The organism is Roseibium sp., from assembly GCF_051016195.1.
Lineage (GTDB): Bacteria > Pseudomonadota > Alphaproteobacteria > Rhizobiales > Stappiaceae > Roseibium.
In genome coordinates, this window is the sequence record NZ_CP134616.1 from 2,007,611 (window position 1) to 2,020,796 (window position 13,186).

The 13,186-nt window shown below is 55.6% G+C and carries 12 protein-coding genes and 1 tRNA gene; 4 read left to right on the forward strand and 9 right to left on the reverse strand.

The window, feature by feature from the left end; translation table 11 throughout:
- Nucleotides 1–314 precede the first annotated feature (314 nt).
- Complete coding sequence (locus RDA78_RS09330) at nt 315–1,154, forward strand: DUF429 domain-containing protein (protein ID WP_434055045.1); 840 nt, start codon at nt 315–317, stop codon at nt 1,152–1,154.
- A gap of 41 nt (nt 1,155–1,195) precedes the next feature.
- On the opposite strand, the gene RDA78_RS09335 is transcribed toward RDA78_RS09330, so the two are convergent.
- On the reverse strand, nt 1,196–3,739 hold the full coding sequence (locus RDA78_RS09335; protein ID WP_434055046.1) for a BsuBI/PstI family type II restriction endonuclease: 2,544 nt from the start codon (nt 3,737–3,739) through the stop codon (nt 1,196–1,198).
- A gap of 493 nt (nt 3,740–4,232) precedes the next feature.
- Between RDA78_RS09335 and RDA78_RS09340 the strand changes: the two genes are divergently transcribed.
- A tRNA-Thr gene (locus tag RDA78_RS09340) sits at nt 4,233–4,302 on the forward strand.
- Between the two features lie 138 nt (nt 4,303–4,440).
- Here RDA78_RS09340 and RDA78_RS09345 read toward each other — a convergent pair.
- From RDA78_RS09345 to RDA78_RS09370, 6 genes are all read right to left on the reverse strand, one after another.
- Nucleotides 4,441–5,073 (reverse strand): hypothetical protein, encoded by a 633-nt coding sequence (locus RDA78_RS09345; RefSeq protein ID WP_434055047.1) that lies wholly within the window; start codon nt 5,071–5,073, stop codon nt 4,441–4,443.
- A gap of 348 nt (nt 5,074–5,421) precedes the next feature.
- The gene (locus RDA78_RS09350) at nt 5,422–6,399 is read right to left on the reverse strand and encodes a sterol desaturase family protein (RefSeq protein ID WP_434055048.1); all 978 of its coding nucleotides are present in this window, start codon (nt 6,397–6,399) and stop codon (nt 5,422–5,424) included.
- A gap of 205 nt (nt 6,400–6,604) precedes the next feature.
- Nucleotides 6,605–6,823, reverse strand: coding sequence for a tautomerase family protein (locus RDA78_RS09355; protein WP_434055049.1), 219 nt, complete (start codon nt 6,821–6,823; stop codon nt 6,605–6,607).
- Nucleotides 6,824–7,167: 344 nt separating this feature from the next.
- Nucleotides 7,168–7,479, reverse strand: coding sequence for a non-heme iron oxygenase ferredoxin subunit (locus tag RDA78_RS09360; RefSeq protein WP_434055050.1), 312 nt, complete (start codon nt 7,477–7,479; stop codon nt 7,168–7,170).
- Between the two features lie 88 nt (nt 7,480–7,567).
- Complete coding sequence (locus tag RDA78_RS09365) at nt 7,568–8,596, reverse strand: fatty acid desaturase (RefSeq protein ID WP_434055051.1); 1,029 nt, start codon at nt 8,594–8,596, stop codon at nt 7,568–7,570.
- 3 nt (nt 8,597–8,599) lie between these two features.
- Nucleotides 8,600–9,355: a class II aldolase and adducin N-terminal domain-containing protein gene (locus tag RDA78_RS09370; protein ID WP_434055052.1), complete on the reverse strand. Its 756-nt coding sequence runs from the start codon at nt 9,353–9,355 to the stop codon at nt 8,600–8,602.
- Nucleotides 9,356–9,462: 107 nt separating this feature from the next.
- Here RDA78_RS09370 and RDA78_RS09375 point away from each other — a divergent pair, with 107 nt between their 5' ends.
- Both RDA78_RS09375 and RDA78_RS09380 read left to right on the forward strand, forming a co-directional pair.
- Nucleotides 9,463–10,344 carry a LysR family transcriptional regulator gene (locus RDA78_RS09375; RefSeq protein WP_434055053.1) on the forward strand — a complete coding sequence of 294 codons (882 nt, stop codon included), beginning with the start codon at nt 9,463–9,465 and terminating at the stop codon, nt 10,342–10,344.
- Nucleotides 10,345–10,685: 341 nt separating this feature from the next.
- The gene (locus RDA78_RS09380) at nt 10,686–11,423 is read left to right on the forward strand and encodes a hypothetical protein (RefSeq protein WP_434055054.1); all 738 of its coding nucleotides are present in this window, start codon (nt 10,686–10,688) and stop codon (nt 11,421–11,423) included.
- A 26-nt stretch (nt 11,424–11,449) separates the two neighbouring features.
- Here the strand turns inward: RDA78_RS09380 and RDA78_RS09385 are convergent, their stop codons facing one another.
- Nucleotides 11,450–12,244, reverse strand: a complete 795-nt coding sequence (locus RDA78_RS09385; RefSeq protein WP_434055055.1) for a crotonase/enoyl-CoA hydratase family protein — start codon at nt 12,242–12,244, stop codon at nt 11,450–11,452.
- Nucleotides 12,241–13,101, reverse strand: a complete 861-nt coding sequence (locus RDA78_RS09390) for a hydroxymethylglutaryl-CoA lyase (protein ID WP_434055056.1) — start codon at nt 13,099–13,101, stop codon at nt 12,241–12,243. Before RDA78_RS09390 ends, RDA78_RS09385 begins: the two co-directional genes overlap by 4 nt.
- Nucleotides 13,102–13,186 lie beyond the last annotated feature (85 nt).

The window sequence follows — 13,186 nt, forward strand, 5'->3', positions numbered from 1 at the left end:
GGGGGAAACAGCAGAAGCAAACGGATTGAACGGACGGTGGAATAACTACCGTCGATAACGAGATGATAAGCCGCCTAAATATACGAATAATCGTATCAATCGGTTGCTAATCGACGCTGCCCAAGTTGGAGAGGCAAACGTGAAATAGATAACCGCTGATGATCCAGGAATTGAGATTATGGGTGTGCATTACGACCTGCATGACAACGGTCAGCGGAAGGCAATTGAGGGTTTCCTGAGAGTTATCGAGGGAGCAACCTTGAATTGTTGATCGATGCTCAGAGCCGTCAGCAAAAGAGCTTGGAGTCGGTGCGATGTCAGGAGCCAGTACGATTGTTTTTGGGTTTGACTCGGCTTGGACTGACAATCCGAGAGCACCAGGAGCCATTTGCGCCATTTCCTGTTCGAGCGAACTTGGCTTCAGATTTATCGAACCCCGTTTGGTTTCGTTTTCTAGTGCCCTTGAATTCATCCTCTCCGAGCGCTCAGGGCATGAATTTGGCCTCGTGGCTATCGATCAGCCCACCGTTGTTCCAAACGAAACAGGTAGTCGTCCGGTCGATAAGGTTGCAGCAGCTTTGGTCTCTTACGTTGGTGGAGGTGTGCAGCCTGCCAATCGGAGCAAGGCAAAGATGTTCGGCGACGGGGCCCCGATTTGGAAATTCTTGGCAAATGTTGACGCTGTTCAAGACCCAACAGAAGCGCAAACCAGCAACGAAGGGAATTATCTTATTGAGGTGTTTCCAGCGCTCGCGCTTCCTTCACTAAACTCAAAGTTTGCGGTGAGGATGTCAGCCCCGAAATACAACCCCGCAAACAGGAAGAAATTTAAGCTGCGTGATTGGAAAGAAGTCGCTGCTACCGTTCAAGCTACGGCGCGAAAGCTTGCACTCGCTGAGCTTGAAGATTGGGCAGGGAAGATGCTTGTCCTAAACACTCCGACAAAATCAGATCAGGACAGACTCGACGCCTCGATCTGTGCCCTCATTGGCTTCATGTGGCGAGAGAAGTGCGCCCAATGCGCGATGATAGGAGATCTCATGTCAGGATACATGATCACCCCCGTGTCGGCTGAGACAAGCAAACGACTACAAAATGCAGCACTTAAGCAACAAACGACGTTCCAATGCTACACGGATTGGGTTCTTTCGTAGGAGGTTTGGAAACGAGGGATTTGCAGGATCCCCTAAAAGAATCAGTCGTGTGGGCCTAGAAAGCGATCACCGTTGAAATGGATCATATGTGTTGGTGCGTCGGCGATCCACACTTCCGTTTCCCAAGATATTTCAGATAGGTACTTTGTCATTATCCGGCGGTCCGGAAAGGCCGTGACATAGACAAGTCCGGGGGAGGCTTGCTCGAATAGTCTTGACAACTCCCCATGTCGTTTTCCATCGACGGGTCCATGACTTGTTACGGACTCGATGAGCAACAGCCAGTCCTTTTCTTCCCAATAAAGAACCACGTCTGGCAATTTGCCCTTTCGATCGACGATCACGCCGAGCTCTTCAAGGCGATTCTTTCTGAAAAAGTCCTCTTTCGCCCCAGTATCACCCAGATATATAACTTCGCTGCCGGGGGCAAAACGCGGTGCAAATTCAGCTACAATGTCACCAATTAGTTGACTGTGTGCACCGGGGCTCAGGCGAATTTCGGTCCCATCCTCCAACACAACGGGCACCATCGCCATTTCTCTGGCTTTCGCATATTGTTCTGCCAACGTCTTTACATGTTCGAGATGAGCTTTCAACGCACCTGCAAATTCAGCTGTACCGCACAAAGCAAGGACTTTATGCAGCTCTTCAGTGATTTGATAGCAAGCTTTGGGTGAGTTTACAGGCCGATCTGGCTTATCAGGGTTGTAAAGCGTTATTCCGCCATCATTGAACTGATGCAGAGTTTGCCGCCTAAATGTTTCGCGGGTGTTTGGAGCATATTCAGTCCCATACACATCTCTGCACCAATCCATAATAGGCGTGACACCAATCATTGGTCTTTCGATTTGCGACCACTCGCCTTCGGGTCGTAAGTTTAGCAAAGCTAGTAGCGTTAAAGCCGATCTCTCATTCTGTTGAGCCCTAGGCATGCCGAGAAGCTTCAGGACTTCAAGTGCCTGCTCAATTTTTGCTTTCGCCCTAATCGGGTCTACAATATTATCATCGGCCATCGACTTAATCTCACTTCCCAGAATACCGTCTATTTCTTGCTGTGTGATATCTTGACTCTGAACTTTCCTCCCCATCCGAATTAGTGTTTCGCGGTCTGGATAATGAAGTGATCTCAAATCGGCGGCGTTGACTTGAGTATGCCCGCCAAATTGCCTATAGTATTTATCGAGCAGCGTTGAGTTTAAATAGACAAATAGGCCTTTAGATATATCGTCATTTAAACCAACTTTTTTCCAATGGAAAACATTTGTTTTGTTCTCGAAACCAATTAGTTTTCCCGGTAAAGAAGAATCATAGAGCGTCGCAACTATTCTCCTTCTTTCTTCTTTTGCGCTGAATCTCTTCGTAATCAGAAAGTGACCTTTGTTCTCCCACAGCCAGGGTTTTGACTCATTGGACACCATGATGGCATTTGGCTTGTTGGAGTCAGTGAGCGGCCACTTCACGCCTCCGTTCAAGTGTTGAGGAAAGAGTAGCGGAACAGAGCCTTCGCACTGTTTGTCTCGCAAATCATCACGTAGCCGGAAATTGACAACCGGTCCTGTGCTGACCTGCACTTCGAGGTCCTCCAGTGTGGAGTTGAAGCCGGACAATCGGTCAATGACAGCCTGATCACGGGGGGTGGCAGCTATGTGAATGAATTTTTGAGGATCGTTTGGATTCACAAGCCGATCGAACGCCATCTCACGCACTGTCATATCGGTTGCCGTCATTTGCTCAGAATGCGTGTCAAAGTGAAAATCTGATGTCGGACTTGATGTGACCGTCACAGACCGCTGCTCTGCTCCTTTCTTACAATGGAAAATGACGTTCTCTTGAAGAACCTCATCATCGGAGAATGCCGTGTTCCGCTTATCAAAAATGTGAATACGGGTTATCGCCGTTTCGCCGAGCAAACATTCTCGAAAAGGCTGGTAATAAGGCCCATTGCAAAAAGACCTCGGAACGATCGCTACCAATTCGCCGCCGTCCTGCAACAACTTGACAGCCAGTGCCACGAACCCAGAATAGAGGTTGACTGTTTCTATTCCCGCACGCCTCAGTGACTTTCTGTGATCACCAGCTGTCGCTATTTTTTTGTACGGCGGGTTCATTATGACATGCGTGAATTGCTCTCCCGTAGACCCAAAAAGATCCGCCGACAGCATTTCCGCCGCAGCATGGATAAAATCGGCGTTTCGAATGTCGAACTTAAAGTCTTCTCCAATCCGTTCGCTACAATCATTTAAGGTCTCTTGCAGAAATGGCTGCATCACTGGCTCGATATCGTAGGCTGTCGCCCGTACCATTGAATGTCCGCGAGAAATCGCCTCATCGCAGAATGCTGCCGTTAAAGATCCGACACCGCACCCCGGGTCCAAGACACGCACATCCCCGGAAATCTCATCGAACAGAGACGCCATAAATTCACATATTGTGGAAGGTGTCATAAACTGCCCCAACGAAGACTTGGTCTTTGGGTTCAGTTGCCGGTTCGCCTCAATACGCCGAATATCCGCAGAATCCAAAAGCATCGGTGGACCGTTTAAGTCTATAGATCTTGCTGAAAAAAGAGTCCCGGCGTTGTTCATGTTATCCCTGCGCGGAGTATGTTGTTACTCAATGTGGCGCCTGTTCGGCCTTTGTTTACGGACCACGATGCACTCCCGCACAAACCTTAGCTTCCAATAGCCACTGCGACCAAGATCGATAACAAAAGCTCAACAGATTTAGTTCCCAAACAATAATCCGCTAAATGATTGCCTACACTCTGATTGGTGTATGGAAGCAGTTCCGTCTTCTATTGCGGAATAGACAAACCCCGTCAGCAAAAAATATCGAGCGGTCATGTTCAATATCCTCATACCCCCCCACATGGCAGCATCCCCCGCCCCTTCCTCTGGAGTATGCAATTCTGTGAATCGTGAGCGTGGGGCGAGCGTGTACACCCCAAGGGCTCTGGCACACTCTTGGCACAGTAAGAGCACAGATGGCACGATAAATTCAGGGCTTGCTGTAGCGCGTTGAAGATCGTAGACTGCCTTAAGCAGCTGAATTCATTCAGTCTTCTATGCAGGCCCTCAGGCCGTTCAGTTGGTAGAGCACGTCATTCGTAATGATGGGGTCGTAGGTTCGAGTCCTATCAGCGGCACCACTCCCAAACTCTGATTTGATTGTCTATTTTGCTCTTCCGGGGTGAGCCGAAGTTTGTCTGGCAGGCCTCCGGCGTTTGGCTGCCAAAGAAAAGACGGCCCGAAGGCCGCCTCCTAACACCTTTTGTTTCTGATCTGACTCAAGCAACGTTCTTCCTGCGCCAACCCATGAAGCCAAGAATTCCAAGACCGCCTGCGAGGAGCGGCAAGGCCGCCGGTATCGGAACTGCGGTCAAACGGATGTCGTATGTGGCGGCACCGCTCGGGTTATTGCCGGGTCCGTTCTGGATCGAGAACGTGTAAGGCGTTCCGGCCACCGCCTTGAACAGGAGCGACGTACCCATGTTGTCCGCTTCGGACAAAATATTGGTCTGCAACAGTTTGCTGTCCGACATGTCCATCAACTCCAGCACGAACTCGGACTTGTTTCCGGTGTTGCCTTCCTGAACAAAGCCGCCGTCGATTGTCTTCGTGCCGTTCTTGACGGAAATCGGACCGAAAATGAATTCGACAATGAAATTCGAGGTGGCGCTGAAGGAGAAAAAGTCGGTTGCGCTGACGATCCGTCCGTGAAGGTTGATCTGCCTGTACTCCGAAGCGCCGAAACCCAAGACTCCGAGGCTCGAGCCCAGGCCATTGGAGGACGCATCACCCAGTTTTTGCGTGCCATTCACTCGGTCACGGGACCCTTCTGTGTAACCTATGGTAAGGGCGTGAGCCGGCCCGCCCAGGAATACCGCCAAAAGTGCGGCTCCGACGATTTTCTTGAACATCTAAAATATCCTTTTCGCGCACCAATCAAACGCTGTCACATGTGCGCTCAGAGCCATGGTGCAAACGACCCCTGAAGCGCGGGTACACTTGAGGAAACAAGTGGTTGCCAACGTTCAGTGGCAACAACGATGCCAGTTCAAAGCGTGGTTTGGCGGGGGGATGCCGGCGGAAATCGTACGAATATGCAAAATCCGCGTTTCATAATGCGAACCGGCGTGCATTTTCGAAAAGCCTGGTGTCGCGCTGCCGGAAGGGGCGTTTTTTGTCGGTCGACGGGCGTTTGAGCCGGCGGAGCACCAATTCGAATTGCGGCGTCGCTGCTTGCCGCAAATGTGCGGCCTGCCCCGTTACTCCATCATTTTCCTGCGGCGGGCCTGCATGCGTTCGTTGGCTTCCACCGTGCCGTCGTGGAAGGAGCCGAACCACTTGTCCCAGGGGATTTCGAGACTGCCGTAATTGCACTCGAAATAGCGGTGATGCATCTGGTGATGAAATGTGCCGAGCGACAGACGGTTCTTGTCGTTGATCAGGAGACCCTGGAAACCGGTGTGCGTCGTGATCGCGGTCAGGAAGTAGTATTGCAGGTGGAACAGGATATGCACCGGATGGGCGCCGATCAGGAAGTGGATGAAAACCGAACCGAGAAAGATGGCCTGCTCGACCGGGTGCATGGACATGCCGGACCATGGGCCGACATTGATATTGCGGTGGTGCAGGGAATGGACGTGCCGATAGAGAAACGGCACGTGGAGCAGTCGGTGGATGAGATAGAAATAGAAGCTCTCCCAGACGGGGATCAGGAAGAAGATCGCAACGAACCAGATCGGATCGGCCTCGAACGTGATCAGCCTCATGTAGCCGTTGGCGAGCGCCCAGAAACAGATCGCTTCAAAGGCCGTCCAGATCAGAACACCCGTTCCGAGAGTCCAGACCATGTTGTCCCGGACCTGCCCGCCCAGGGTGAACTGCTTGCCGTTGATCATGAGCGGGCGGGGGTCGAACTTCAGGTTCCGGCCCTGCGCCGAAAAGGTATAGAACCAGAGATGCAGGGACCCGGCGACAATCACGGTCAGCACGATGTTGCGCAAGTACATCTGCGCGATCCAGCCGAATTCAAAGGTCTTCAGGTCTGCAAGAGGCGGCTGAAACCAGAGATAACACGCAAAGGCGATGCCGACGATGATCAGCTTTTCGGTGATCAGAAACCAGGAATTCCAGAACCACTTCGCCATCTCGACCGGGTTCAAGGGCCAGGTGAAAAAGGGCGAGGTCTTCAGCGGAACGTAAGGCAGATAGTTCCATCCCTTCAACTTTTCATCCGGCATGACGTCTGGCTCCGTTTGGCTGAAAACAGACTGACACAGGCTGCCTTCCGCAACAAACGCAATGATGTGAAGCCGGAACGGATGATCGGCTTCAGAGGCACATCACTGCCTGGATGCGCGAAGACGGTCCCAAACAATGGATCTTTTGAACGGAAAGCTCAGGCGCGCCGGAAAGCGGGCGCGTCACTTCCCGCGCAAGAAGAGGTCAGCCCTCCTTCTTCATTTGCAGGGCGATCTCGGTCGTGATCTGCTTGCCGGCGTAGCCCCAGGAGCCACTGCGGATTTCCTGAATGCGCACGGAGGTGCCTGCCCTGATGGTCTGGCCGGCAACGCTTGCAAAGGCGTCCGTCACGCGTTCGATGATCTGTCCTTTCTCCTCGTCGGAAAAGACGCCTTCCATTACCTGGATTTCGATTGACGGCATGCTGGCCTCCCGGTCCTGATCGGAGGCGGACAGTATGGGGATCTGACGTCCCGTTGCGCAATCAAAAGAAGGCATAATTGTCGAACGTGACCTGGCTGTCCTGGCCGATCTCGAAGATCGCCGTGTCCGCCTGATCCTGCTGATCTCCGGATTGAGTAGGCTTGTGCGGCGACTGGTTTATGGTCTCGAGCGGGCAGGAAGCCCGCTCCGCGCGCCCTTCCTAACGGGATTTCGCCATTTCGCATGCCATTTCAGTCTCACTTATGGGTCCATCACCCAGTCACCCGAATCTGAAGTTCGACTCATTTTGCAGCGGGCTTCGAACGAACTTCAAATTCACCGCACTAGCCGAGGGCCACGAATACCCGCCCGCCTTCAACCTTCACCGGATAGGTTTTCAGATCAATGCTGACAGGCGCGGACAGCGCTTCGCCGGTCCGGATGTCGAACCGGCCGCCGTGAAGCGGGCACTCGATGATGCAGTCCATCACAAGCCCTTGCTCAAGGCTCTCGTCCTCATGGGTGCACATCAGGTCGGTCGCGAAGAAGCCCTTGTCCGTGTTGTAGATCGCGTAGCGGTGCCCGTCATGATGCCAGGCGATGAGATCCTCATCGTCGATCTCGTCCGTCGCGCAGGCGTCTACCCAGGTTGTCATGGCGGCTCCTTGTCTCATCTGGCATGTGGGGGGTGTTTTCGTTATCCGCTGGGGAAAGAACGCATCACTGTTTTCTGGAAGGAGGCCTTTACATCGTGCGTCCGGCAATACGGCGCACCGGTCCACCATTGGTAATCATGTGCGGCGCCTGGCGAATGCTGAGGGCCCTGGTCGACAGGCCCATGGACCGGCGCAGCGTTACCAGCAGCACTTCCCAGTTCGTTCGGAAGAAGCCCGGATCCGGTTCCGGCAATTGCTCCCTGACGGCCTCGGAGAGTGCCGGCAGGCCGTGGAAGGGAACCTGCGGATAAAGGTGATGCTCGACGTGATTGTTCATGTTCATGTAGAGGAAGTTCACGACCGGATTGCCGCGGAACGAGCGCGTGCTTTCCAGGATCGAGGGCGCGTTTTCCTGAAGTTCGACATGTTGAATGAGCGTGAACAAAAGCATGACGGGCGCGCCGAGAACGCGCGGAACAACCAGAAGCCAGACGGGCCACCAGATGCCGAAAAACGGCGCGGCAGCAATTGCAACATAGATCGTCAGCATGATCCGCGCGTTGCGGGTCATCTTCGGCAGTTCGCTTTCCGGCGCGACCGAGCGCATTGTCGGCGTGGACCGCCTGATGGCGAGATTTAAAAACACCGACAGGTGAAAGCGCAACAGCGCGCAGCCGGTGATTTCCGCCACCCAGCCGCCAAACCCCATGGGCGTGTCGAAGGGCATCTGGCTGTCCTTGCCGACATGCCATGTGTGGGTGTGGTGGTTGGTGTGCGTGTAGCGCCGGTGCAGCGGCTCTTCCATGTAGATCAGCGACGTGACCCACAGCACCGCCTCGTTCAGCCACCGGGTGCGGAACGCGGTGCCATGCGCGGTTTCGTGGCTCATGGCGTAGCTCGGAACGCTTAACAGAATCCCGTGCAGCAGCATGGCTGGCCACATCCAGAGTGTCCCGACCGACCACCAGACAAGCGTGCCGGTGATCGACAGGCCGACGATCCATTGCGCCAGATAATTGAGACCTGGCCGGTCGGACCGGGCAGCAATGGCTTTGAGTGCCTTCTTGTCGAGTTTCACACCTGACGAGGCAGCGTTTGTCGGCACGTAGTCTGGCATTCTTCAGCTCGCGTAGTCGGACTTCTCGTCGTCAAGGATGGCCTTCAGCTCGTTGAGGTGCTGGTCGGCCTGTCCGGGATAGTCTTCGAGCTCCTGCGCGGTCTTTTCGGCCACATCATGCGGCATGATGCGCAGCGGCTGACCCGTTTGAAGGGCGCGGACATAGGTTTCCGCTGCGCGTTCGAAATAGTAGAGCCGGTTGAATGTGTCGGCGACCGTGTCGCCGATGACCAGCACACCGTGATTGCCCATGATCATGGTCTTGACCTTGGGGTCGGTCAGCAGGGAAGCACAGCGCGCGCCCTCATCTTCGAAGGCAAGACCGCCATAGCCTTTGTCAACCACCTGCCGGCCATAAAATGTCGCCGCGTTCTGGTCGAGAGGGGGCAGCGTGCTGTCTTTCAGGCAAGCGAGAACGGTTGCGTGGATCGAGTGGACATGCATGACGCAGCGCGCATGCGGGCAAAGCCTGTGAATGGAACCGTGCAGACCCCAGGCGGTCGGGTCAGGCGCATTCGGCGCGTCCATCGTCGCAGGATCATTCGCATCCAGAAACAGGAGGTCGGACGCCTTGATACGGCTGAAATGCTGCTGGTTGGCGTTCATGAGAAACTGCGTGCCGTCGTCATTGACGGCAAGGCTGAAGTGATTTGCCACCGCTTCGTGCATATTCAGCCGGGCGGTCCAGCGAAACGCGGCCGCCATGTCGACCCGTTCCTGCCAGTGGCTCATGTTTGCGTTTTCTGCAAGCTTCAACATTCAACCTCTCCTTCCTGACCCCAATCCTCGCAAGACGGACGGGTGCTGACAAACAAACAATTCAAGGCTATGACATTAACAAAATTAATGCATGGGTTATGCATCTCATGTCGCAGTCGAATTTGCCTCCCCTGACCTGGCTGCGCGCGTTTGAATCCTCCGCGCGGCACCTCAGCTTTACGCGGGCCGCTGCAGAACTCAACCTCACGCAGTCGGCGGTCAGCCAGCATGTGCGCAGCCTTGAAGCAATTCTGGGGCGGGACCTGTTTCTGCGCAAGACGCGTGCGCTCGAACTGACGGAAGACGGTGCGAACTACCTGCCCAGTCTGCGCGAGGCCTTCGATCTGATCGCCACCAGCACGCAGGCCTTCGTCGGTGCCGACCGGGGAACGAACCTGACCCTTCAGTGCAACATGGCGTTTTCGGTGTTCTGGCTGGCGCCGCGGCTGAAGCGTCTCTACGCGAAGCACCCCTGGCTAGTCCTGAACATCGTGACGCCGATCTGGGACCCTGAACGGCATGCTGCCTCGGCAACAGTCGAGATCCGCTTTGGCCGGCCGGAGGAAATGTCAGCTTCCGCCGAGTGCCTTGCAACCGACCGCTGCTTTCCGGTCTGTTCACCGGATTATCGGGACGGGCGGCCCGACCTTGCCACGGCAACGCTCTTCGATTGTGCCGGTACGACGGCGACCTGGAGTACCTGGTTCAAAACACAGGGGTGGGATTTCCATCGGGACGGGGACGTCAACCTGTCATCGACTTATGTGATCGCGATAACCGCTGCGATCCAGGGCGGAGGGCTTTCCATGGCGCACAACACGCTTGCCGGAGACCTGCTTGAAGCCGGGGTTCTGGTGAAACCGTTTCGGCATTCGGCACCGCTCGCTGAAGCCTATTTCCTGTTTGCGCCGGCATCACACGCGGTCACGCCTGCTTCCGAAGCTTTCCTGGAGTGGATCAACGCTGAGTTTCAGCAAAGCAAGGGTTGAAGCGGCGCGGCCTTTTTCTAGCAGAATGAAAAGCCAAGCCTTTCAATTGCCTGGAGGCGTTCAGTGCGGATTGAGATCCAATTTAGGTTTAAATTTAGTCGAGTTTTTCCATGGATCTTCACAGATACGGTTACATTGTTTCTGGATAGCTCGATCTCTTTGTTGATTTCGGTTGGTACAGTTGATTCAATGAGAGAATCAGTAAGTCTCCCCAGTTTGTTTCGGTTTCGCTGTTCGAAAGCATGGAGAGCGGTTTGGGCAAAACGGCCAAAATTGAATTTTTACGACGTGTGTTACCTTTAAGCCTTGGTGTACTGGCCATCGTTGGTGGCTTCTACTTCATGTCGCCAATCAGTTGTCTGGTCTGCCTGCTTGCTTCCGCCGGTATCTACGCTGCCCTGCCGCGTCCGACTGCGCCTTCCGGGGCGATCAGACCTGTCTCGAGGCCATCGATACAGGCCCTCGATGCCATCGGTTTCGGGATCGGGATCGTGTTCTTCCCGATTGCAATTCTCGGGATGGCCAACACGTCGGGCGCGCTTGCGCTTGTTTCCATGGCAGCACTTCTTCCCGCCGGAATGGCCTTCCTGTTCTTTGCCGTGGCCGTTCGCCAGGAAACCTCCTGGGTCCGCTTTTTCGGAAACGGTTTCGAATTCACCCAGTTCGGCCGGCGGGCGCGTGTGCCCTACGAGGAGCTCAAAAAGATCGAGGTCCGGCTGTGGGAGGCATCCGGCTGGGTCGCCTGGTTCCAGTCGACCATCGGCTCGATCGGGCACAAGAAAGCCGTTCTCCTGAACGGAACGGAGAGCACCAAGACGCTGGTGTTCAACCATCCGGTGAGCGGCACTTTCACGATTTCATCCGAACTCATTCCCGATCTGCAGAGGATCCTGATCGGCATGGACCGGGCCGGCATCGAACTGCCGGAGGGGATCAGTGAGTGGCAACGCAAGAAGATCCGCAGGCGGCGCGAGCGCATGTATGGCGGACCCGAGCGTGAAGCGCCGAAGAGCGAGCAGGTTGAGGTCGCTCGCATCGCCGCCCTGATCGAGCACGCGCGGCGGCAGGCGACGCCCTGACTGCGTCAGGGTCTCCCGTAACCCGATTAGCGACTCGCTGTGACCCAGTCCGGTTTTCTTTTTTCGAAAAACGCGGAGATCCCCTCGTGGGCGGCCGGAGTTTCCCAGGTATCGGCGAGACGCCGGATCGTGTCCTCGATAACTTCATCCGTGATCGCCGGTCCGAGTGATCTTGCAAGAGCCTTCGAGGCAGCGACCGCTGCCGGGGCAGCCCCTAGATACGGCTTGATTTCCGTTTCGACGGCGGCCTGAAGTCCGGCATCGTCGGTCACCTTTGCGACCAGATCCAGATCCTTTGCTTCTTCCGCCGAGAAGATCCGCGCCGACATGAAGACGCGCCGGGCCTTGCCTTCGCCCATGCGGGCGAGCACGTAGGGACTGATCGTGGCCGGTATCAGACCCAGACGCACCTCAGTCAGGCCAAAGCGCGCCGTGTCGACAGCAACAACCGTGTCGCAGACGCTCATCAGACCGATACCGCCACCGTATGCCTGTCCCTGGACGCGGCCGATCAGGGGTTTGGGCAATTCATTCAGAGCCTTCAGCATCATGGCGAGCTTGCGCGCTTCGGCCATGCGCGTTGTCCTGTCCGCTTCGAACTGCTCCCGCATCCAGGAGAGATCCCCACCGGCACAGAAGCTGTCGCCCGCACCAGTCAGTATGACGGCTCGAACGTCATCTGCCGCAGCAAGCTGACGGGCGGCCTCGGTGAGTTCCGCGATCATCAGTGCCGACATGGAATTGTGCTTGTCCGGGCGGTTGAGCATCAATGTCGCGACGCCCCGCTCGTCCTGCGCGATCGAGATGGTTTCATGGGTCACGGCTCTGCCCTCCTCAGGCTGCGCGCATAATCGGCGACGGCCTCCAAACGATCGGATTTGATACCCGTTTCAAAGCCCTTGCCTTCGACAAGCGCGATCACGGCTTCGGTTGCGACATTGCCCCTGGCGCCCGGCGCATAGGGACAGCCGCCGAGACCTGCTATGGCACTGTCGAAAACGCGCAATCCGCGCTCCAGGCTGACTTCGATGTTCGCGAGGGCGAGGTCTTTGGTGTCGTGGTAGTGGCCCGCCAGCCTGTCGGCAGGCATGACCGCCAGGACGGCGTCCAGCATCTTGCCGATCGTCTCCGGGGTCCCGGCACCGATCGTATCGCCGAGGGAAATCTCGTAGCAGCCGAGTTCGAGCAACTGGCCGGCAACGTCCGCAACTTTCTCCGGCGGTGTCGGTCCGTCATAGGGACAGTCGGTGACGCAGGAGACATAGCCGCGCACGGGCATCTCGTCATGCTCGGCCTTCTTCAGCAGCGGTTTGAACCGTTCGATGCTTTCAGCAACGGAGCAGTTGATGTTTTTTCTTGAAAAGCCCTCCGACGCCGATCCGAAGATCGCAACCTCGTCGGCGGATGCCTTGCGGGCAGCGGTGTAGCCCTTCACGTTGGGGGTCAGGGCGGCGTAGACAACCGCCGGATGCCGGTAGATCCCGTCCATGACGTCCTGAGCGTCGGCCATTTGCGGCACCCATTTGGGACTGACGAAGCTGGTGACCTCGATCTTGCGGAAACCGCAGTCCGAGAGGCGGTCGACCAGTCCGATCTTCTGTTCGGTCGGGACGAACTGCTTTTCATTCTGAAGTCCGTCGCGCGGACCCATCTCGAAGATTGTGACGAATTCGGGCATGTTGGCGCTCATTTCGGAGAAAGAACTTTGGCAGATTGTCTTGCCAGGCTTGTCATCCCGGCCAAGTGCAGCGAGAGCCGGGAAC